This window comes from Streptomyces sp. NPDC058092, from assembly GCF_042884935.1.
Classification (GTDB): Bacteria; Actinomycetota; Actinomycetes; order Streptomycetales; family Streptomycetaceae; genus Streptomyces.
Genome location: NZ_JBHVSY010000026.1, coordinates 99880 through 120836, shown reverse-complemented (window position 1 = coordinate 120836; position 20957 = coordinate 99880). Strand labels below are relative to the sequence as shown.

The following is a 20957-nucleotide window of genomic DNA, read 5'->3' as shown; positions in this document are numbered from 1 at the left end:
TCACGGGGATCAACCGCTCCACCTACTACTCCTGGCTGGCGGCCCGGCCGGCAGTGGCCGAACGACATTGCGCCGAAGCCAGGTTGACCGAGGAGGTCCGCGAGATCCACGCGTCCTCACGGGGTGCCTACGGTGTTCCGCGCGTGCACGCCGCGCTGCGGCGCAAGGGCCATGTGATCAACCGGAAGAAGGTCGAGCGGATCATGCGCGAGCGCGACGTCCGCGGCATCACCCGCCGCAGGCGCCGCCACCTGACGCAGCAGGACACCAAGGCCGCACCGGCCCCGGACCCGGTCGGCCGCGACTTCACCGCTACCCGGCCCGGCACGAAGCTCGTCGGCGACATCACCTATCTGCCGACGACCGAGGGCTGGTGGTACCTCGCGACCGTCATCGACCTGGCGACACGCGAGGTGATCGGGTACGCGATGGCCGAACACCACCGCGCCGAGCTGGTCACCGACGCGCTGCGGATGGCCGCCGGCCGCGGCGGCCTTCAGGGCGGCTGCATCATGCACACCGATCGTGGAAGCGAGTACACAAGTGGCGAATTCCGCTGCGAATTGCGGGAGTTGAACCTGAGGCAGAGCATGGGAAGAACCGGCATATGCTACGATAACGCCGCAGCCGAGAGCTTCTTCAGGGCTGCTGAAAGCAGAGATCGGCACCACCGTCTGGGAGAGCCGCGAGACGGCCCGCGCCGACGTCTTCCGCTTCATCGAGGTTGAGTACAACCGCACCAGGCTCCGCAAACACCCCGAGTTCGGGTACCTCACCCCACTCGAAACCCGAGCCAGGCTGCAGCACGACTTCACCCCCGCAGCGTAAACACCCGCTGTCCAAGATCAGGGGGGAACTTCAAGGGGACACAGGCGCAACTCACCGCTGGCACTACGCCAGGTCAAGTGCCTGCCTGCGTGCGCGCAGAAGGTCATCGAGCACGCGCACCGGTGACGTGGGACGCATGGCAAGCCGCGCGTCTAGAGCCGCCTCCCACTGTTCGGTCAGACCGAGCATGAGCCGCTTGCGCATGCCGGGCGTGACGTGGGCGTAGCGCGCCGAGACCGATCCGTCGATGTGGCCCATGCGCTCGTCCATGAGCACCTTCTCGGTGCCGAGGTCCTCCATCATGGTCCGGTGGGTGTGGCGGAGCCCGTGGGGTGTGAGGCCCTTGGCGATCGGGAGCCAGCATGAGTCGGCCCGCGCACTGGCGCCGCGCCCTCGCGCCGGGACACCAGGCCAAGGTTCGCCAAGTAGCGGCACAGGCCGTGGTTCTTGCGGCGCCTTCTTCGGGTACCAGCCTGAGACCGCAGGGGTGAACAGCCATGTCGCGAAACCGTTCCTGCGCCAGTGGGCTGCGTGCGTCGGCACCGCGCCGCCCCGTACGAAACCGAGGTCCGCGATGGCCCTCTCGACCCGTACCCGCGTGGCTTCGGCGACATGGTCGGGGCGGTTAAGGACATTGGACACCGTCCCTGTGGAGACACCTGCCAGGCGCGCGACGTCGACGAGCTTCGCACCCAGGTGGCCACCCGTACGAGCCGTGCCCTGCCCGCGGAAGACGTAGGTCCTGCCGTGGCACGAGCAGGGAGTCGGCTTCGTGCGGGCGATGTGGTTGGCGACCAGGGCCGACAGCCAGTCCATGGAGTCGATGGTGCGGTAGCTGTCGTCCTTGGGTGGGCAGCGCACCAGCTCCCCCGAGTCGAGTTCGTACAGCTGCCACTCGACCCGAACAGCCCCGGGACGGGCGAACTCGGTCTCCAGGCCGACGATCTCGCCCCAGCGCATGCCGGTGTATCCCTTGAGGACGACAGCGACGAACTCGTCATCGCGGCCGGACAGCAGGGCGGCTCTCTCGGCGGTCAGCAGGATGCCGACCGCGTCGGTGACGACCTTCTCCGGCCCGCGGTCTCGTGAGCGGCCGGCGCGCTTGCCGCGCCCGCGCCTCCTGGCCGCCGGGTTGGACGTGATCAGGCCCTCGTCGATCGCGTCCTCAAAGATCAAGTGGAGTGTCGAGCGCCAAGTCTTGACGCTGGAGGCCGCGTACAAGGCCCTCTCCTTCTTCTCCCAGACATCGACGTCGATGCGCAGGATGCCGGCGAGCCCCTTGTCCTCGAAGTCGGGGAGCAGGTGCTCCTCGATGTGGCGCTTGTAGTTCTGCATCGTCGAGGCGGCCAGGTCCTGGGCGCCGTACCAGCGGCTCGCGTACTCGCCGAAGGTCTCCTGGCCGAGTGCCGGGTCACGCCAGTCGCCGCGCCGGTACTTGTTCTCGGCCTCGCTCGCGGCGCGCTGGGCCTCGCCCTTGGTGGCGAACTTGATCGCCTTGCCACTCTCGTCGATGACCGTGAGGTGCTTGCCAGGTGCGGTCTTGTACCGGCCGCGCCAGTAGTTTCCGCGCTTCTCCGCGAAACCCACGCTCCTCCTTTCCCTTGATACGTGGTCGCGTCAGGCGACGGTGTTGAACTGGCTCTGCCTGACGCGGGACGGAGACCGCGCCCGCAGGCGGGTTGTCGGCGCGGCAAGCTGGGGGCGCTGGGGCGCGTTCGCCTGCTGGCCGTGTGTCTTTGCGGCGGCCCGAGCTGTGGACGGCTGGGATGCCCGTGCGGGCCGTTCCTCATGGAGCCGGATGATCTCTGCGAGGTGTTCTGCGGTGAAGCGATACGCGCGGCCAACCCGGGTGAAGGGGATCAGCCGCCGACGGGCCCGGTCCTTGACCCACCAGGCGGAGCAGCCGAGAACAGCAGCAATTTCCTCGGGGAGGTAGAGGCGGGACAGCGCTACCTCGGTGCCTGGCTGCTCAGCCACGCGAGATCGCCTCCTTCGCGGTGCGGAGGTGGAAGGGCAACAGGGCAGGGGGAATGGCCTCTCGGTGCAAGGAGGTTCCTTCTCTGGCGCGGCCGTGCGGATACGGATACGCCGGTCTTGGTGGTTCAGGTACGGGCGAGGTGATGTACGAAGCAGCTGGCCCACCCGGGCAACGCCGTGAGGGCTCGTTCCGCTAACTCGTCTCGGCGAGCAGGGCGAGCGGCGAGACGCCGAGAGCGGCTGCGATGGCGACGAGGTCGTCGACATCGCAACGGCGCTGTCTGCATTCGATGCGGGACAACATCGTGATGGTCATGGGGCGGCCGAGCGCGGTGACCCGTTCGGCCAGCTGACGCTGGGCGAATCCGCGTGCTGTGCGGGCACACACAATGGCGCGGGCGGTCAGCACGCCGGCCGGACCAATTCCCAGAGGGCTTTCAGGCATGGGTCAGTTGTAGCTTCGATTGCGCGGTTTCGGTAACCGGCGATCCGCTGCTATATTCCGCGTCTTTGTTGTCAGATCTGGTCCCCTGAGTCCCGCGAGCGACGCAACATAGCCCGGAATCCGCCGTTGGCCAAATTGCTCCAACCACCCTGATGCCCCATCGCCTACCGGGTCTCTGACGTGGGGTTCCTGCATCGCCCGGCCACATCGCACGTCCGTCAAAGCCGCACCAAAACTGGTTTACCAGTTGCCCCTTTTATGCCGCTTCTTCGTCAACCGCCAATTCGGGTTTACCGTTTTAGGGAAGCCGCACACGACGCGTTCGCCGAGAGCTGTTTGCTTTCTCGGCAGAATGCTGGACTTGTGCGGGGAGGGTGTGGCTGTCTTGGCCATGCGCCCGGAACCCCTGCGGCGCCGAGCACATGAAAAACCCCCGGCGGGCCAACGCCGGGGGCCAAGAAGTCCCTACCGATATCGCCCGTACCTGAACGATCAAGACGGTGACGGTTGCAACGCCACCGGGTGAGGAACCGTCTATGCCCCAACAAGCTACTGCCTTCTTGGCCGTAGTCGCATCCTCGTCGCCGAACTCCTCTGCTCTGCCCACGAAGGCGGGGCGATAGGCATGGCGCGGATACGCACCATCAAGCCGGAAGCCTTCATCTCCGAGTCGCTCGCCGCGGTGAGTGTCCATGCCGAGCGGACCTTCTTCGGCCTGCTCACGCAGGCAGACGACCATGGCCGCTTTCGCGACCAGGCGGCCGTCATCGCCGGCGCCTTGTGGTCCCTGCGCCCCGAGCACGGCCCGCTGGAGGTCGAGGACGACCTCACGCAGCTCGACGGTGCCGGTCTGATCTGCCGGTACGAGGGTGACGACGGCAAGCGATACCTGCACATCGTCGCCTGGGCTCGCCACCAGAAGATCAACCGGCCCAGCGGCAGCCGCTGCCCGGCTTGCCCGCACCACCAGGGCAGCCGATCGGCCGAGGTCGCCCCGCCTGTTCACGGAGTCCTCCGTGAACAGGCCGTGAGCCCTCATGGGGGAAGCCCTGAGGGGTACCGCGAACGTAGCGAGCCATCCGTGAACCGGGAAACCGCAGGTCAGGGCAATTTCAGTGAGCCCTCACCACAACGACACGAGGTCGCAGTGAGGACTCAGGGTCCGGATCTAGGACCTAGGATCCTGGATCTAGGATCACCTCCGGTGGGGAGCGCAAGCGCCCCCGCGCCCCCGGCTGCCTCGAGTTCGGCCTCGGTCAAGGATCTGGTCGGCGAGTACGTCGCCTCATGCGAACACCGGCCGCCCAGCGACGTGCTCGGCCACCTCGGCCGAGTGGTCACCAAACTGCTCGGCGAGGGTGTCGCACCCGACCACATCCGCGCCGGGATGAGCCGCATGCGCGCCAAGGGCCTGTCCGTAAGCCTGCTACCGAGCCTGGTCAACGAGGCCATGAACGCTCCGCAGGCAGCTGCCGCCCCGCACCGAGCGTGGACCAACCCGGCGCCCGCTGACGTCGAGGCGGCCTACGGGGGCCAGCTGTGACCACAGCCACCACCAGCCGGGAACCGCAGCGCATCAACACCCTGGCCGCCCGCCTCGGCACGATCCTCGCCGACCGGGGCATCGATCCAACTACCTCACCTGCCGAGGCCCCTTCGGAACGGGTGACCGCGCTGGAACTGGCCGAGGCCCGCATCCCGCCCCGCTACCGCCACGCCCTCGCCGGCCAACAGCAGGTTGCCGCCTGGGTCGACGAGGTGGCCCTCGCCGCGCGGCCCGGCCCGAGCGGCACTCGAGGCATCGCACTCGGACCGTCCCTGCTGATCGCCGGGCCCACCGGCACCGGCAAGACGCACCAGGCGTACGGCGCGGTGCGGTCACTGCTGACCGCCGGTGTGCGACTGCGGTGGGAGGCAGCCACCACGGCCGACCTGTACGCCCGCTTGCGCCCACGCCCCGGCCACGACGCCGAGCGCGACCTCGCCACTCTCAGCAGCTGCCCGCTGCTGATCCTGGACGACCTCGGCGCAGCCAAGCAGTCGGAGTGGACCGAGGAGATCACGTACCGGCTGATCAACCGCCGCTACACCGACCTGCTCCCCACCCTCATCACGACCAATCTGCCGACCGCCGCGCTGCGCGACGCCGTCGGCGACCGCGTCGCCTCCCGTCTCGCCGAGATGACCACGACCGTCGTCCTCACCGGCGCCGACCGCAGACGCCAGCCCGCCGCCTGACCGCACGGCGCCGACCGCACCTGCTCGCCTTCACCACGCCGCCCGCCCGCGCCCACGCCTGCCCACACGGCGCGGCGGGCCTATGGAGACCCCCTGTATGACGCAACTCGCCCTGCCCGCACTCGGGCGCTGGAACGCGATGTCTCTCGCGCTTACCGCCCTCCTGGTCGCATGCACGGTGCTGCTGGTCGGCTGGCTGATCTACCGACGCGCTCTCCGGAACCGCGGCAAGCGACAGCCCGGAACGCCCGCAGTCAGGGTCGCCGCACTGGCTGCGGTCGGATGTACCGCCTACAGCGCCGACACCAGCTGGCGGTTCGCCGCCGACTACCTGGACATGAGCGGCACCACCGAGCGCACCGCGATGTTCGCCGCTGCCGAACTCGCCCTCTTCGCCACGGCACTGCTGGCGCGGCAGAACCTGCACGGCCCCAAGCAGGCACCCGGCCTGCCCGGCGTCCTGACCTGGGTGATCACCGCTGTGCAGGTGATCCCCGCGTACGCCGAGTCGGGTGTGGTCGGCGGCACGGTGCGGGCCTTCGTGGGCCCGGTCATGGCCGCACTGCTCTGGCATCAGGCCATGGGCATCGAACTGCGCATCCGCACGCCCGAGGCCGCCTCCCACAGCATCCTCGCCCGGGTCGGACGCGAAGTACGCGAACGCCTGCTCTCCCGCCTTGGGATCGCCGACGATCGTGATGCCGTGCAGATCACCCGCGACCGTGCCACCCGCCGAGCCGTCGCCTTGGCCGCGCACCTAGCGGAGCGAACCCAAAAGCAGCGCGCTAGCTGGCGAGGCCGGCGCACTTCACGACGGCTGTCACAGGCCATCGCCCGAGCCTCGGTGGGCATCGACCAGCGCCAGCGCGAAGTGCTGCTGCACCAGCTCGCCGTCCGCCGTCACGCGACAGCGCTGGCCACGATCGAACTGCCATCGCCTTGGACCGCTTTCACTCCAGGCGGGGACGCCACGCACCACGTCGGGACGAGATACCCACGCAGCCGATCGGGTGCCGACTACGCCTCGGAGACCGAGGAAGCCACGGAACACCCCGCCCCTGGGCTTCGTCCCGAGTTCCTGCCTCCTCGATCTGTGCAGAGCCAACTTCCCCTGCACGATTCGGCACCCACTCCCGAGAGCACCGAGTCGCGCTCCGAAGAAGACGTCCCTACGACGCAACGCTACGGACGCCCTCCCGGTGCCGAAATGGACGAACTACTCGCCATCGGCCGCGAGGCCATGGCAGTGCACGGAACGGGGACCCGCGCCGTGCTACGGAACGCCATCCGCAACGCCGAACTCACCATCTCCGAGAACCGGCTCACCGAACTCAAGGGGCTCCTAGCCGCTGAGCGGGGCGCCAAGAACAGCCTTCCCACGGGCTGACCGGATATCCGGTCAGCCAGAAACGCTGGCACGGGGACCTGCGGACCATCAGCTCCGCCTGGCCCCAGCCCCCTCATTCGCGCCGCTATGCCAGACACGGCCCTCCCCCGCGAATCCCCTCGAACCAGTGGGAAGCAGGGCTGTTGCCCATCAGCCGGCCTGATCCGCCACTCCCCCTCTCCCACCAGGAGCTTCTCTCCATGCACGATTCGTGCACCAGCAGCCAGGACCACCACCAGAACGAGACACAAGCCATCCCAGCCCCAGGCGAAGCAAGTTGGAGGTTCGGACACTCCCCCGCAGGGGGAGCGCCCGAACCCGACCCCTCCCCGGGGGTGGCGGGGCACGTCCGGCACCAGGGGGCGCCGGACGGGAAAGCTGCGGCCGAGGGCGGATCGCAGCCAAGTACGGCCGGACGCAAGCGCCGGGCCAAGGGGAAGTCCCGTCCACGTGACAAGAAGCAGCGCCCCGCCCAGAGCGTCCGCCTCAACGAACGCGAACACGCCATCATCCAGGCCGGCGCCGACGCCGTCGGCATGAGCGTCGCCGGCTTCCTCGCCCACTCCGCCCTGGCCGCCGCCCGCGACCAGACCCGCACCGCCGCCACCATCGCCGCCGACCACGATGTCCTCACCGAGCTGTTCGCCACAGGCCGCAAGCTCGGCTGGGCCGGCAGCAACCTCAATCAGATGACCAAGACCCTCAACTCCGGCGGCGACATCGCCCGCATCGAGGAAGCCCTCACCGATATCCGCCGCGCGGCCACCGCCACCAGGAACGCTGTCGAGCGGATCAACAACGCCCAGAAAGACGAGACCTCTTGATCCCCCGCATTCACAAACAAGGCAGCAGCACCCGCGGGCTGCTCAACTACCTCTACGGCAAAGGCACCCGCGAGGAGCACGTCAACCCGCACCTGGTTGCCTCCTTCGACTACATGGCACCCGACCCCGGCCGCGACCCCTCCGCGACGAAGGAAGATCTTCAGCGGCTTCTCGACCAGCCACTGCACCTCCTCGACGAAGACCAGCGACCCGCCAAGCACGTGTGGCACTGCTCCGTACGCGCGGCAGGCACCGACCGCATCCTCAGCGACGAGGAGTGGGGCGACATCGCCCGTCGCATCGTGGCCGCCACCGGCATCGACTCCGGCGGCGCAGACAGCGCCGGGTGCCGGTGGGCCGCCGTCCGCCACGCCGACGACCACATCCACATCATCGCCACCCTCGTACGTGAGGACGGCCGCCGCCCCGACCACCACCGCTCCGGAAAGCGCGCCCAGGCCGAGGCCCGCCTGATTGAAGCCGACTATGGCCTCCACCGCGTCACACCAGGCGACGGCACCGCCGCCAAGCGGCCCACCAGCGCTGAACGCCACAAGGCGGAGCGCCAGGGCCGGGACCGCACCGTACGGGAGGAGTTGCGCGAAACCGTCCGCCGCGCGGTCGCCGGCGCCGCCACCGAGCAGGAGTTCTTCGACCGGCTCAAGGACTCAGGACTCCTCGTACGCACACGAGTCCTGCCCTCCGGCGACCTGAAGGGCTACACCGTCGCCCTCCCAGGCGACCACAACAAGGACCACGAACCGGTCTTCTACGCCGGCTCGACGCTCGCCCCCGATCTGTCCCTGCCGCGCATCCAGGCCCGGTTCGACACAACTGCAGTCGCGACCGCACCGGACAACGGCGGCCACCAGGACCATCCCACGCAGCGGCCCGCACCGTCCGCCGCACGACGAAACACCACTGACGCCGTATGGGTGGCCCTGCTCGCCCTCGACCGAAGCGACGATGGTGCGGCAGCCGCGCAGATCGCAGCGACCGGCGAAGTCCTCGACGCCCTCGCCAAGACCTCTGCCCTCTACACCAGGCAGGAACTACGTGAGGCAGCTCTGGCATTCGAGCGGGCCTCCCATTCCCACACTCGTGAGAAATTCCGCCACAGCCAACAACTACGACGCGCGGCCCGAGACCTGATCCGCAGCGGACCAGCACTCGGCCGGGGCGAGGACGGCGCCACCACGGCAATGGTGATCGACATGGCGTTCTTCCTCGTCACCGCCGCCGCCCACTGGCACGGAAAGAAGCAGCACGCCCAGCAGGCAGCCGCCGCCCACCAGGCCGCCGAGCACCTGCGGGCTGCCTACCGGACCGCCGCTGCCCAGCCCCTCGACGCCCTGTACCAACGCGGGCGGCACCTGGACCGCCCTCTCCTGCGACGGCAGACGACGATGCTGCGCGAGATACTGCCGGAGCTGGCCGAGCAAATTCTCGCCGAGCCCGGCTGGTACGCCCTCGCCGTCACCCTCACCGACGCCGAGAACGCCGGCCACTCCCACGCCACGCTCCTCGCGGAGACGGTTGGGCAACGGGAATTGGAGAGCGCGGAGTCGATCAGCGACGTGCTCGTGTGGCGGCTGCGACGGGCGGCAGACCTGCCCGCCGACGCCACCGACATGTGGCCCCACAAGAACGGAGCAGAGCGGCCGATGCGCAGTGCGCAGGGCCCGGCACAGAGACGGACAGGCCCTCGCGGCCGCAGGCCGTGACTGTGGCCATGTGAATACGGCCTGGGGCTCAGTCGTGAGGCGTGGGAAACAGGCCGGTACAGCCCGAAGCCGGGCCTCTCGATTCGGGAGGCCCGGCTTCGCAGTGCGGGACGGCAATCAACCAGCTGGGGTACGCAGGAGGCGGTCCCGCGTGCTCTCTGGTAGCACCCGGCGCAGGACCGGTGCGGTGGAGCTGAGTGAGTTGGCGAACGCGGCGACGAGGTCGTGCGGCACGCTGGCACCGAAGGACGCGGCCCACAGGTACGGCGCGCCCATGGCGGTCTCAGCCCACGCCTGCCATCCGGCCGGTCCCGCTTCGTCCGGCTCGACGGTCAGAGCGCGGGGATTGGTGTCCTGGATGAGGGGTGGGACCTCACCAAGGCTGAGATGGGAGGTGAAGGTGGGGTGCATCCCCACCTCGTCGGGCTGGTCGACGTCGCGGAGCCAGCCGTGCTCGGCGACAACGTCCATAACGAGCTCGGGACCGGTGTGCGCCGTGGCGGGCTGGTCGCGGGCGTCGAGCGCGAGGAGGAAGTCGCTGAGGACCTCACCCGGGATGCCGGGGGTGAAGTAGGCCGACCACCGCGCAAGCGGGCTGTCTGGGTGCTCGCGGGCGGAGATCTGCCAGGCGATCGGCAGCTCGCCCAGGTGGAACGGCTCATCCGGCAGCACCCATTGGGCCCACCGGAGGGTGTCGGGGCTGATGTGGAGGACGGTGCTGCGCACGACCTGCCGGTCCTCCGGTGCCTCGTTGGGCTCCTGCCGTCCGCGAACGATCACAAGGCTGGTCCAGCCGAGGCCGGCGAGCGTGTCAGCGACGGCGTCGTAGAGACGTCCGTCGTCACCGGCCAGGTGCCGGGGACCGACCCAGTACGCAGGCGGGGCGCCCCGGTTCGGGGTCGACGGGTCGACGGGTCGAGCAGAGGGTCGGGATACAGGGGCGCCTCCAAGGGCTGGGTGTGGGTCTACTTGCCGCCGGCAACGCGGCGAGGGCGGTGCGGCGGCGCCTGGGCGGAAGCCTGTCAGTTCAGAGCGACGGCTACCTCGGGCGGCAGGCGCCCGAGCCAGCTGTCCGCGCCACCGCCCTTCAGCCAGATAGACGACGGGCCGTCCGATCTCGTCGCGGGCTTCCACGACCTGTGTCGCGCGGTGGGCCATGGGGAAAACAGGTTCATCGCCAGCCGCAGGGGGCGGTCCGGTCACAGACGGACAGGCGATCAATGAGATCACCGACGGTCATTCCCGAAGACTCCAGGGGAAACGTCCTTGCATCCGGGCAGCGGGCTGACGGACGCGGAGTACCACCCCGTTCGGTGAGCGAGGGGGCTGGCAGCGCCGAGTCAGCTGACGCCGGCTGGCGTGCTCATCGAGGACGGGTGGTTTCCAGCACGCGCGTCACAGCGGCGGCGACGATATCGGCCGGCGTCTCAGTGTCGAAGGAGATGCTGTACCCAGGGACGGCCGAACGGAGACCAGCCCAAGTAGAACCGGCCGTCCTTCGAATTGACGTGCACGTCGGCACGGTCGTCCACAACCATGTGGAAATCCTCGGCGGAGAACTGATCCATCACGAGCATGGGCTGGCCCGGGCCAAGCTGCCAGTCGCGCACTTTCAGGGCCTTGACGGTGGTGGAGAAGCCGGGCTGATGGGAGCCACGGTCACGGCGATCACCTCTCTGACCTGGGGTTTCGGAAGGTCGTCTACCTTGACATCCCTCTGCACCCGCTGGCCAGTCTTTCGCGGCTCTTTCCTGTCTGCCCCCGGCGAACTGGGGCACGGGCTACTCTCCTGCGTCGTCCGAAGCACCGCATGGGAGCGGTCCACCCCAGCCACGCCCCTCTGCGCGGCAACAGCGTGAGCCGCGTCAATGTCACCGCCGACGGAGGCCAAGACCATCATCTGAGACCACTCGCCGCCTTCTCGCCCGCTGGCAGGTGACCTCCGACCTAGGACATCCCATATGCAGCGGCAGCCGACCTCAGGGGACAGCACTGCCGTATCCCGAAGAAACCCCGTGCGCACGATAGGCAGAGTGCTGATAGTTGCTGCATGGATGCGATTGACGCTGCGCGTGCCGTTGTAGAGGAACACCACCCTGACGCTCGGGCTGCGTTCCTGGGAGGCAGCGTCGTGACAAGCCGCCGCACAGCGATGTCGGACCTCGACATCGTGGTGCTCCTCCACGGATCCCCAGCCCCGTACCGGGCAAGCCTCCGGAACGGTGAGTGGATGTGTGCCGACGGGCTGCTGCTCTTCGACACCGATGGAGTCGGGGCGCACCTCGCCGCTGAGGCCCGGAAGCTAACCGCCGCGGGACCACCCACGGTGTCGGCTGAAGAGATCGACGACTGCCGCTACGCGATCACCGACCTCCTCGACGACCTCGTGGGAAGCACCGACCAGAGCGAACGGTTGTTCATTGCCACCGAACTGGTGCGACGAACCGGCGAGATGGCGCTGACCGTTGGCGGATCTTGGGGCGGGGGCGGGAAGTGGCTGGCACGCCGTCTTGAGACCACGGCGCCGGGGCTTAGCATGCGCCTGCACGATGGCCTAAGTGAAGTATTGGCGGGGAGGATTGGGCCCCTCGTGACAGTCGTGGACGAGGTGGTGGAGCAGGTCGGCGGCCGGTTGTGGGTCGGCTACAAGCGCGGCGGAACTCCATGAACGAGGTCACCGTAGGGCGGCAGGCCCGCTTTGGAGTGGTCGCGCATCGCGCACGTACAGCTCGGCCTCACGGTGTCGCACAGAGGCCAACCGGAATGGCGCCGACCCACCGATGTGGGCCGGCCACGGACTGCCTGCCGTGTGCCCCGGCGCTGCGAGGCCGTGCCGTGAGCGACGTCGAACTCGTAGAAGCCTCTTGCCAGTGGCTCTCTGCGTTTCGTCGCTTCGACACCCGACTTCGTGGGTGCTCCAGAACTATCCTGGGTACGGCTACTCATGCGTCGCGCAATGCTGACGCCTACCGTCACACGCGTGATCAAGAGCCCTGTACGTAGAGCCCGGGCCGTCGGGCGGTCCGTCCTGTATGCCGTCACCGGGCTCGTGACGGTGGTGCTTTCAGTAGCTGCCGTGGTGGCGGGGAACTTCGTGTGGAACGGCGCGCCGTATCCGTCGGCCGACCCGGACGCGGTCGCGCAACGGCTCAAGGCCCGGTCCGACGAGGTGTACGACGGCTTCGCGCTGCCCGAAAAGTACGCCGCGGACTCGGGCAGGGTCGATACCGGCGCCTGTTACTACGGCGGGCTGCGGAGCATTGCCCACATTGACGAGGCACGAAGCGACGTCCGCAGCTTCGGACTCGATTGGAGCGTGCCCGACGTCCCCGAAGCCACCGCCCGAGTCGCGCAGCAGCGCGTGCGCCAGCAGCTGGTGCAGCAGGGTTGGAAACTCACCCACGAAGGCGACCGTGCAGGCCCAACCTCCCGCGAACTGGGCTTCCGATTCGAAAACCCGGAAGGCGGCGACCAGGTCGACGTGCAGTGGAACGACTCGACCACGACTCTGTTCATCAGCGTCTACGCCCCCTGTGGGCAGGTTCCCGACGAGTTCGTGGAGTACGACTGGCCCGAGGCGGACTGGCACCCGAAAGAGCAATCCGCTGGGCTTCGAAGGGCCCCTCCCGCCCCTGAGTCGGCCGCTCCATTGGGGTTACTACCAGCACCTGGCCAGCCGTACTCCCGCATGTCGGTGATTCACTCGTAAGGCGGGGTGGCCCAACTGGGCCAACCCGTACTTCGCCGCACTACACAGGCGCGTGCCTCGTGCCGTGGGCAGTGGTCAGGTCCAGCCAGATCGGCTCAAGGCTCCATCGCCAGGGTATGCACCTCGTCAGCGCAGCCCCATGACAGGGTGACGCCGGCGCCCCCGTGCCCATAATTGTGTACGACCACGATGCCGTCCTCCCGATACTCCGCCTCCACGCGGACTGCGGAGCGGGTCGGCCGAGCTCCGATGCGGTGTTCAAGGACACGGACCTGGGCGAGACGGGGTTCGATCTCAGCGCAGCGGGCGAGGATGCCGGCCGCTGCCTTGTCGTCGGGGGCCAGGTCGCCCTCGCCGTCTATGGCCGTGCCGCCCAGGACGACGGTGTCGCCGTGAGGGTAGAAGCACAGCAGGTCCGGTGAGGAACCGGTGTCCTCGGAGAAGAACTCGGTCAGGCCCGGGTTGGTGACGACGACGTGCTGGCCGCGGATTGGCCGGAGGGCGGGGTCCGGGACCAGGTTGCGGGCGCCGAGGCCCGTGCAGTTGACGATCACCGCGGCGAGGCCGGCTTCGGCTAGTGAGGCGAGGCGCCGCTGCTCGACCGTTCCCCCGGCGGCGTGGAGACGGCGTAGGAGGTAGTCCAGGTAGAGGGGCATGTCGATCAGCGGCACGGCGAATCGGTATCCCGCTGTGAAGCTGGCCGAAAGCTCGGCTGGGTCACACGGCCGGAAGCCCGGCAGCGTGGTGGCCCAGTCCGGCGGAGCCTCCGCCGTACGGGATGCCTCAATGCCGCTCGTAAGCCGGACGCCCGTAGCCGGGTCCTCGGCCAGTTTCCGGAAGACCTCCAGGGACCGCTGTCCCCACTGGTCGACCTTGTCCTTCGGCTCGACCAGGTACGGGCCCCACATCGCCCCCGCCGCAAGCGACGTGACGCCGGGCACCTGCTCGGCGATCACGTGCACCGATGCCCCGGCCTCGGCGAGAACGACGGCGGTGGTGAGCCCTGCCACCCCAGCCCCGACAACGACAACGCGTTCCCCTGCGGTCATGATCCTGACCCTAACGGCCGGGTGGCGTCGACGGGGCATGTCGGGCGAGTGCGTCCTCCAGGACCGGCAGGAAGCTGCGTACGTGAGGGTTCCGCTGTCGGCGGCGGAGGTCGGCGGCCAGCTGGTGGAGCAGGATCGCACTGCGGGGTGAGCGCACGGCGTCGAGGCGGTCGGCAGCGATCCGGCCGATGTCGCAGGCCGCCTCCAGGTCTCCGTGGGCACTGTGGCCGAGTGCCAGCCAGGCGCCCTCGAACATGGCTCTGCGCTGGCTGGGATCTCCGCGCGGAACGTCGTACGCCCCGGACCGGAGCATCTCGCTCCCCTGGGCGAGGAAGTGGCGGCTCTTGGCTTCGCTGCCCGCCTTCTGCTGCGCGCGGCCCATCTGGACGAGACCGTAGCCGGCCTGGCAGTCCAGGTGGTTGTCGGTGAGGAAGTACATCCAGCGGGGCTCCTCTTGGCCGCCGTCCCGGCTCGCGATCAGTTCTCGGGCGGAGCCGCAGGTGTGGGCGAAGTCGTTGTCACGGCCCGCTGCGGCGTACGCGTAGGCGAGTCGTGACAGGACGGATGCCCGGACAGCGGGCGGGGCAGCGTCGCTTGCGCGGCGGGCGGCCTCGCCGAGCGCGATGGCGTCTGCGGGATGTCCCCGGCTCGCTGCCTGGAAGGAGAGGTCGCCGAGGATGTGCGCGCACAGCGGCAGATCGTTGACCTGATGTGCGGCCCGCAGCGCGGTGGCGAAGTAGCGCTGCGCCAGACCGTGATCGGCCGCGTCGAAGGCCATCCAACCAGCGAGCTGGCCGATCTCGGCGAGCGCGCGGATCAGACGGATCGCCACGGCGGGCGAGTGCCCGCCTTCGTGGATCAGCAGCCCCACCGCGCGGAACTGCGCGCCCACGTAGGGCAGATGCCGTGCTCCTCCGTGTTCGTCATCGAGCATCTGGAGCATGGGCAGGTGTTGCTCCACCTGGTCCACGAGCGGATCGGCGCCGATCGACGGCGTCATCCGGGGCGTGTACTGGCCGCGCCCCGCAGTGCCGTCGAGGTACTGGGCGACGACTGCGAGAAGCCCCGCGCCCGAGATCGCGAGGAATCGGCGTCGGTCGACGAGCCCTCCCATCACCCAGTCCTCCACGATCGCCTCCATCCCCTGCACGGTCCAGGGCCGTGCGAGATCGGTGTCCGCCGGGACGAGCGCAGAGGAGTCGCCCGCGCGACCCTGCCACAGTTCGGCCACCGAGATGGCTCTGCCCAGTTCCTGGGACAGTACATAGGCAGCCATCATCGGTAACGGCGAGCGCGGCAGTGAGCCGGCGTCCCTCCAGTGGTACGGCGCCGATTCGGCCACCGTCCCCACGCCGAACACCCTGTTGAGCTTCCGAGCGAGCGCCTTCGGGCTCCATCCGAGTTCGTCGAGGCACCCCGCCAGTACCGCGTTGGGTTCCCCTGCCTGTAGTGCCACGTGCGACCACCTCATGCCCCAGCGGTTCGTCGATCCACTCGCGCTCCCCATGGTGATGCCCACAGTCGACTGAATCACCTGCATCGCAAGGACGTTGACCGAGTTGACCCACTGATGGGGTCCTGCGGGGCCGCCCTTCTCCGGTGTTCTTGGTTCCCGGCAGAAGGCGCCGCCTTCGACGCCGACGGAGAAAGGGGTGGGCCTTGGAAAACAGGATGAGTACCTTCCGAGACCGTCCGGGCAGTGTCCTGGAGTGCGATAGCGGGCGACCGGCCTCCGTACCGGTGCACCGGCATGTTGATGGCGGCGGCACAACCACGCTGATCACTGATCTCCCCTACGGCCCGAGGGCGGCCGAGATCGCTCGGGAGGCCGTCGCGGTGGCGCTCCACGGAGCCACGCAGGCAGACCTGCTCGATGACGCTCGCCTGATCGGATCCGAACTCGCAACGAACGCGTTCACGTCGGGCAGCCCGCCCCTGGTCCTGTGCGTCGACCGCAGGAGCCCGACCGCCGGCAGCCTGGAGGTCGAGATCACCATGACCGACGGCGGTTGCTCGCTCCCTGGTCCTCCTTCCCCGCCGGTGCCCGAGGAGGAGGCCGAATCGGGACGGGGACTGGTCATTGTCGAGGCCCTGGCCGACGCCTGGTCACTGACGACCGGTACCCACGGCACCCGCGCCTGGTGCCGTCTCACACGCAGGGCCCTCACTTCACCCGCCGACACCGATTGATCCCGCCCACGAGATCCCGTTTTTGAAGGAGGCACCACACGGTGCGCATCCACCATGCGACCCCGCCGCCCCCGCCCACAGACGTGCCGGAAGCCACTCGCCAGCCCCGAGTCGTCGTCGCCCTCCACGAGGGCTTCTACGGCGCCGAGTCAGGCACCGGCTTCAGCAACCGCGCCTTCCTCACGGTACTCGCCCGCCTGCTGCCGACGGGCCGCCTGTCAGTGATCACCCCGCACGTTCCGGAGACAGCGGGAGCATACGATCCGCGATGGGCGGACGAGGTCCAGCAGATGCTGCGGCAGGCCGGGGCCGAGGTCATCACGATTCCCGAGGTCCACGCGCCGCCGGACTCGGTCCACGGCTCCGTGCAACTGTGCGACCTGGCGGGCGAGGCAGCCATGCGCATCGCAGATCGCGCCAGCCGCTGCCTTCTCATCGGCCTCGATGTCCCCTTCCTCGGGCTCGCCCCCTACACGTCCCCGACCATGGACCTGCTGCTCGTCCCCCGCTCCACCGCGGCGCTGGCACGGCCTAAGGACCTGTCCCGAGTCCGCTGGGAGCGCGACGCCCTGCGGGCGGCGACCGTCCGGGGCGGTCGGATCGGCGCCATCTCCACCCACATGCGAGGCCACCTCGTCACGAGCTGCGCCGTCCCGCGGGCGAGCATCGTCAGTATCCCGAACGGGCTGATCCAGGAGGAGATGACCAGGCCGGCGATCGTGCCGCCCCTGCCCTTCAGCGGCCGAGCCGGATTCCTCCTGGCCATGGGACGCGCCGTGCCCACCAAGGGATTCGAAGACCTCCTGGAGGCCCTGCACGTTCTGAAGGTACGAGGGGTCCGCGTTCCGCACCTGCTGCTGGCAGCCGTAACTTCGGACGATCACGAACACCCCACCCCGTACCAGGAGTACCTGGCCGCACGCATCCGCGCGTGCGGCCTGGACGCAACGCTGATCACCCGCTTCACCCCTGCGGTCCGCGCCTGGCTGCACAGCCCGGCCCTGCGTGCGGTCGTCGTTCCCTCACGTGAGGAGCCCTTCGGGCGGATACCCCTGGAGGCGTTCGCGGCAGGCGCGGGCCCGGTCGTCGCGACCACGGCGGGCGGACTGGCCCAGACCGTCATCGAGGGCGAGACTGGATTCACCGCCGCTCCGGGGAACCCCAGGTCCCTGGCCTCCGCCATTCACCGCGCCCTGACCGCCCTGCCCCGAGAGCGCGACCGCCTCCGGCACGCCGGGACGGCCCTGGTGCACTTGCGCCACGACTACGAGGCCAGCATCGCCTCCGTCATCGGTCGTATCACCCCGTGGGCTCTGGTGCCTTCGCTCACCGCAGAGGGCAGGGCTCGATGAACCGGCCGGTGGCGCTCATCAGCCTGGAGTCCCCGCACTCCTTCTGGCGGTTGTCCGCCGAGCACGAACGTTTCCTGCATGCCGCCTTCCCTGACGTCGAGTTCCGCACGGCAACCGAGGAGGACGTGCCGCACCGGCTGGCCGACGCCCACGTCTACTTCGGCTGGAGGTTCGAGCCGTCGTGGCTGGTCGGCGCGCCTCATCTGAAGTGGATCGCCTCCCCGGCCGCCGGCAGCGACCATCTGCCCGTCGTCGAGGCCCACTTCGCCGGAGTGGCTCTGACCCGCTCGTACGGGTTCCACGGCCGGCCCATGGCCGAGCACGCCATGGGGCTGGTCCTGGGCTTCTCCCGCGGGCTGTTCACGAGCCAGCGCGTCCAGGCAAACCGGACCTGGTGGAAGGACGACCTGGCCGAGGAGTTCTTCGACCTGGCCGGGGCGACGATGACCATCGTCGGCTGCGGCAGCATCGGAGGACACCTCGCCCGTGCCGCCCGAGCCTTCGGCATGGACGTGATCGGAGTACGCCGGACACCGCCCGCAGCTTCTGGGGACGGGATCACGTGGATGCACACCTCGGCGGTGCACCAAGCGGTCGCCGTGGCCGACGTGGTGGTAGATCTGCTGCCCGCCACCCGGTCCACGGACCACTTCTTCGACCACGGCCTCTTCGCGACCTGCAAGCCCGGCTCTCTCTTCCTCAACCTCGGCCGTGCGGCAACCGTCGACCAGTCGGCCCTCCTGGCCGCCCTCAACGCCGGTCGCCTTCGAGGTGCCGCCTTGGACGTCTTCGACCCGAGACCCCTGCCCGCCCGCCATCCACTGCGGCTCCACCCCCGGGTCGTGCTCACACCGAAGAGCTCGACGCTCTGCCGCACGTACATGGACGAGGCGGTCGCGTTCTTCATCGACAACCTGCACCGCTACCTCGCCGGCCAGCCGCTCAACGGCCTGGCCGAGACCCCCGATGCCCGCTTTCCCCTCGCAGGAGGCTGACCCGATGCACACCGCATGCCACCGCGACCTCGTCGCCGCCTTCGCAGCGACCGGCCGCAACCACCCCTACCTGGCCTTCACCCTGAACTCCCTGTGCAACCTCGACTGCGTGTTCTGTAAGCCCCGCTGCATGCCGGACTACGGGCACAAGGACCGCCCCCTGACCGCCTCCGACTACGCGGCCATTGCCGCCGAGGCCGGAGCCTGGAAGATCAGGAAGGCACACTGCTCCGGCGGCGAACCGACCCTGCGGGCAGACATCCTCGACGTGATCGCGGGCCTCGCGGACGGCCTCGGGCCCGACTCCACGATCGGCATGACCAGCCACGGCAACCTGCGCCGCGGGCTGAGCGTCGAGAAACTCCACCGCGCTGGCCTGACGTACCTCAACCTCAGCCTCCACAGCCTCGACCCGACACGGTCCGCCGCGATCATGGGCGGCGGCGACCCCCGCACCACCCGGCGCACCCTCGACACCGCCCTCTCCCTCGGCCTGCGAGTGAAGGTCAACTGCGTTCTCCAGCGCACCTACCTGGACGACGCCTTCGCCGTGGCGGAGCTCGCCCGCGACCTGCCCATCGCCGTCCGCCTCATCGAACTCCAGAACATCGGCCCCGCACAGGCCCTGTTCGACACCGAGTTCATCAGTGAGGCGGACGTCCGCAGCCGTCTCCACGAGTGGTTCGCGAACGCCGGCGAGGTCCCCCGGGACCAGCTCGGCGTCCGCAGCCCCGGCCGCTACCTGAACCCCGAAGGCTGGGCCGGCTCGATCGGCTTCATCTCCAACTCCAGCTGCGCCACCTGCTCCGACGCCAACCGGATCAAGATCACCCCCACGGGTGTGGCCCGCCCCTGCATCCTCCACAACCGCGACATCCCGCTGAAGCCCCATCTCACCGACGACACCCTCGGCAACGCCTTCGCCCACCTCTTCCAAGCCATGCTCGAACGCAACACGAACGACGCCTGGCAGGGCTTCCACTACGTCGACTACGACCTGCGCTGGGACCGCATGGAACGCCCCGAAGGCGCCCCGGTCCTGCCCTTGCTCCCTATCCTCGCCACGGACACGGCCCGGCCCTCCTGCGCCCGCGCCTCCACCGGGGAGCGGTGATGGTCGTGGTCGAGGCGCCGCCCCTCTACTCGGGGCTCGAAGCGCTGTACGAGCGTGAGCTGGAGGCCCACGGCGTCGGTGCGGTGATGCTCACCCACAAGTGGCAGCCGGCCGACCTCCTGGCTCCCCACTCCGACGTCGACGTACGTATTCTCCTTCCCGAGGCCCCCGCGGATTGGGAGGAGTGGAATCAGCGCCTGGTCGCCGCGCACACCGCCGCGGTCGCCCAGGAGGTCTCCCACAGACGTCTGCTGGAGCATCCGCCCGGCTTCGTGTTCACCCTGGCCGAGGCGGACGGCCGGCTCGTCTCGGCGCCCGAGCTCGCGACCTGGTCGCTGATCAGCGGGAGCGCCCGGGACTTCCAGCGCTGGAAGTCCCAGGCTCAGATGGCGTCCTGGTGCGAGGTCGACGAGCGGTTCTACCGAGGAATCCTCCAGGCCCGTCTGGGCGGCCGGTACCAGCTTGCAGCGGACAGCACGGACAACGTGGTCGCGGACATCACCGCGTACCGGCGCCACTGCGTGGCCTGGCACTACCTCGCCCCGTGTTGGTTCGCCGCCGCCGCGCTCGCGACACGGACCCGCTGCCCCGGCAAGACGGCTGCCCTCACCCAGTGGCGCCCGGATGGACTGGACCGGTATGCCGAGCTGTTCCTCCGGCACTCCGAGGACGCACCCGACGCGCGTCCCCGGAGTCCGCGCCACCTGCTCCGCTCTGCCCATGTCGCCCTGGAGGCGGCCATGCACCGCGTTCCCGACGTGGGCCGGCCCGCCGACAAGCGAGAGGAGTCCACCTGTACCGACTGGGTGATGACCGCCGGAATGCTCCGCGTACGCGTCGCCCGATGGCTGTACTACCTCGATCCGCCGCCCGGCGTCGCGACCGAGTACCTGATCCGGAGGGAGGCGAAGGAACTCCGATCCGCCACGCGGACCCTGAACGCGCTCGCGGAGGACGAGGCCACTCCCGTCCAACGGCTGGCCGCCCGGATGGCCGGGCTGATCCCCACCGGACCGACGACCGCCGACACCCTGCGCGCGACCCTCGCTCGCTGGCACCGACAGAAGTCCACGGTGCAGGACTTCCTCAGCCTCGCGCCCAGTGACCTCCACCCCTGACACAAGG

The 20957-nt window shown here is 69.1% G+C and carries 18 protein-coding genes and 2 pseudogenes; 13 read left to right on the top strand and 7 right to left on the bottom strand.

The genetic code is table 11. From position 1 onward, the window contains the following. Positions 1-8 precede the first annotated feature (8 nt). On the top strand, positions 9-728 hold the full coding sequence (locus ACFVV1_RS32880) for an IS3 family transposase (RefSeq protein WP_389996922.1): 720 nt from the start codon (positions 9-11) through the stop codon (positions 726-728). Between the two features lie 163 nt (positions 729-891). On the opposite strand, the gene ACFVV1_RS32875 is transcribed toward ACFVV1_RS32880, so the two are convergent. The 3 genes from ACFVV1_RS32875 to ACFVV1_RS32865 all read right to left on the bottom strand — a co-directional run bounded on the left by ACFVV1_RS32875 (position 892) and on the right by ACFVV1_RS32865 (position 3250). Next, positions 892-2415, bottom strand: a complete 1524-nt coding sequence (locus tag ACFVV1_RS32875; protein ID WP_389996897.1) for a LacI family DNA-binding transcriptional regulator — start codon at positions 2413-2415, stop codon at positions 892-894. A 30-nt stretch (positions 2416-2445) separates the two neighbouring features. Continuing rightward, complete coding sequence (locus ACFVV1_RS32870; RefSeq protein WP_389996894.1) at positions 2446-2805, bottom strand: helix-turn-helix domain-containing protein; 360 nt, start codon at positions 2803-2805, stop codon at positions 2446-2448. Between the two features lie 193 nt (positions 2806-2998). Then, entirely contained in the window at positions 2999-3250 is a 252-nt protein-coding gene (locus ACFVV1_RS32865; protein ID WP_351086281.1) for a helix-turn-helix transcriptional regulator, read from the bottom strand. A 625-nt stretch (positions 3251-3875) separates the two neighbouring features. Here ACFVV1_RS32865 and ACFVV1_RS32860 point away from each other — a divergent pair. The 5 genes from ACFVV1_RS32860 to ACFVV1_RS32840 all read left to right on the top strand — a co-directional run bounded on the left by ACFVV1_RS32860 (position 3876) and on the right by ACFVV1_RS32840 (position 9423). Next, positions 3876-4793, top strand: coding sequence for a hypothetical protein (locus ACFVV1_RS32860; protein WP_389996891.1), 918 nt, complete (start codon positions 3876-3878; stop codon positions 4791-4793). After that, positions 4790-5488: an ATP-binding protein gene (locus ACFVV1_RS32855; protein ID WP_389996888.1), complete on the top strand. Its 699-nt coding sequence runs from the start codon at positions 4790-4792 to the stop codon at positions 5486-5488. The genes ACFVV1_RS32860 and ACFVV1_RS32855 overlap by 4 nt, the downstream gene beginning before the upstream one ends. Positions 5489-5585: 97 nt before the next feature. Beyond that, positions 5586-6875 carry a hypothetical protein gene (locus ACFVV1_RS32850; RefSeq protein ID WP_389996885.1) on the top strand — a complete coding sequence of 430 codons (1290 nt, stop codon included), beginning with the start codon at positions 5586-5588 and terminating at the stop codon, positions 6873-6875. A 335-nt stretch (positions 6876-7210) separates the two neighbouring features. Continuing rightward, positions 7211-7699 (top strand): plasmid mobilization protein, encoded by a 489-nt coding sequence (locus ACFVV1_RS32845; protein WP_389996882.1) that lies wholly within the window; start codon positions 7211-7213, stop codon positions 7697-7699. Further along, positions 7696-9423 (top strand): relaxase/mobilization nuclease domain-containing protein, encoded by a 1728-nt coding sequence (locus tag ACFVV1_RS32840; RefSeq protein ID WP_389996879.1) that lies wholly within the window; start codon positions 7696-7698, stop codon positions 9421-9423. Before ACFVV1_RS32845 ends, ACFVV1_RS32840 begins: the two co-directional genes overlap by 4 nt. 117 nt (positions 9424-9540) lie before the next feature. Here ACFVV1_RS32840 and ACFVV1_RS32835 read toward each other — a convergent pair. Both ACFVV1_RS32835 and ACFVV1_RS32830 read right to left on the bottom strand, forming a co-directional pair. After that, positions 9541-10373: pseudogene (locus ACFVV1_RS32835) on the bottom strand (DUF317 domain-containing protein). A 413-nt stretch (positions 10374-10786) separates the two neighbouring features. Beyond that, positions 10787-11086: pseudogene (locus ACFVV1_RS32830) on the bottom strand (DUF317 domain-containing protein). Between the two features lie 387 nt (positions 11087-11473). Here ACFVV1_RS32830 and ACFVV1_RS32825 point away from each other — a divergent pair. Continuing rightward, positions 11474-12091, top strand: a complete 618-nt coding sequence (locus ACFVV1_RS32825; protein WP_389996876.1) for a nucleotidyltransferase domain-containing protein — start codon at positions 11474-11476, stop codon at positions 12089-12091. A 312-nt stretch (positions 12092-12403) separates the two neighbouring features. Continuing rightward, positions 12404-13132, top strand: coding sequence for a hypothetical protein (locus ACFVV1_RS32820; RefSeq protein WP_389996873.1), 729 nt, complete (start codon positions 12404-12406; stop codon positions 13130-13132). Positions 13133-13227: 95 nt separating this feature from the next. Here ACFVV1_RS32820 and ACFVV1_RS32815 read toward each other — a convergent pair whose 3' ends face one another. Both ACFVV1_RS32815 and ACFVV1_RS32810 read right to left on the bottom strand, forming a co-directional pair. Continuing rightward, positions 13228-14181 (bottom strand): FAD-dependent oxidoreductase, encoded by a 954-nt coding sequence (locus ACFVV1_RS32815; protein WP_389996870.1) that lies wholly within the window; start codon positions 14179-14181, stop codon positions 13228-13230. A 10-nt stretch (positions 14182-14191) separates the two neighbouring features. Then, complete coding sequence (locus ACFVV1_RS32810) at positions 14192-15637, bottom strand: carph-isopro domain-containing protein (protein ID WP_389996867.1); 1446 nt, start codon at positions 15635-15637, stop codon at positions 14192-14194. A 215-nt stretch (positions 15638-15852) separates the two neighbouring features. Between ACFVV1_RS32810 and ACFVV1_RS32805 the strand changes: the two genes are divergently transcribed. Genes ACFVV1_RS32805 through ACFVV1_RS32785 form a run of 5 tightly spaced genes read left to right on the top strand, consistent with a single transcriptional unit; the run spans position 15853 to position 20950 of the window. Then, complete coding sequence (locus ACFVV1_RS32805) at positions 15853-16371, top strand: ATP-binding protein (RefSeq protein WP_389996864.1); 519 nt, start codon at positions 15853-15855, stop codon at positions 16369-16371. Between the two features lie 41 nt (positions 16372-16412). Further along, positions 16413-17723 carry a glycosyltransferase family 4 protein gene (locus tag ACFVV1_RS32800; RefSeq protein WP_389996861.1) on the top strand — a complete coding sequence of 437 codons (1311 nt, stop codon included), beginning with the start codon at positions 16413-16415 and terminating at the stop codon, positions 17721-17723. Beyond that, positions 17720-18718: a D-2-hydroxyacid dehydrogenase gene (locus ACFVV1_RS32795; protein ID WP_389996858.1), complete on the top strand. Its 999-nt coding sequence runs from the start codon at positions 17720-17722 to the stop codon at positions 18716-18718. Before ACFVV1_RS32800 ends, ACFVV1_RS32795 begins: the two co-directional genes overlap by 4 nt. A 4-nt stretch (positions 18719-18722) precedes the next feature. Continuing rightward, entirely contained in the window at positions 18723-19832 is a 1110-nt protein-coding gene (locus ACFVV1_RS32790; RefSeq protein ID WP_389996855.1) for a radical SAM protein, read from the top strand. After that, positions 19832-20950 carry a hypothetical protein gene (locus ACFVV1_RS32785; protein ID WP_389996852.1) on the top strand — a complete coding sequence of 373 codons (1119 nt, stop codon included), beginning with the start codon at positions 19832-19834 and terminating at the stop codon, positions 20948-20950. Before ACFVV1_RS32790 ends, ACFVV1_RS32785 begins: the two co-directional genes overlap by 1 nt. The last annotated feature ends 7 nt before the right edge of the window (positions 20951-20957 follow it).

Excerpts from the sequence above, each read along its gene's own strand:
- ACFVV1_RS32865 (WP_351086281.1), bottom strand. The coding sequence starts at position 3,250 with ATGCCTGAAAGCCCTCTGGGAATTGGTCCGGCCGGCGTGCTGACCGCC.
- ACFVV1_RS32860 (WP_389996891.1), top strand. The coding sequence starts at position 3,876 with ATGGCGCGGATACGCACCATCAAGCCGGAAGCCTTCATCTCCGAGTCG.
- ACFVV1_RS32850 (WP_389996885.1), top strand. The coding sequence starts at position 5,586 with ATGACGCAACTCGCCCTGCCCGCACTCGGGCGCTGGAACGCGATGTCT.
- ACFVV1_RS32825 (WP_389996876.1), top strand. The coding sequence starts at position 11,474 with ATGGATGCGATTGACGCTGCGCGTGCCGTTGTAGAGGAACACCACCCT.
- ACFVV1_RS32815 (WP_389996870.1), bottom strand. The coding sequence starts at position 14,181 with ATGACCGCAGGGGAACGCGTTGTCGTTGTCGGGGCTGGGGTGGCAGGG.
- ACFVV1_RS32805 (WP_389996864.1), top strand. The coding sequence starts at position 15,853 with ATGAGTACCTTCCGAGACCGTCCGGGCAGTGTCCTGGAGTGCGATAGC.
- ACFVV1_RS32795 (WP_389996858.1), top strand. The coding sequence starts at position 17,720 with ATGAACCGGCCGGTGGCGCTCATCAGCCTGGAGTCCCCGCACTCCTTC.
- ACFVV1_RS32790 (WP_389996855.1), top strand. The coding sequence starts at position 18,723 with ATGCACACCGCATGCCACCGCGACCTCGTCGCCGCCTTCGCAGCGACC.
- ACFVV1_RS32785 (WP_389996852.1), top strand. The coding sequence starts at position 19,832 with ATGGTCGTGGTCGAGGCGCCGCCCCTCTACTCGGGGCTCGAAGCGCTG.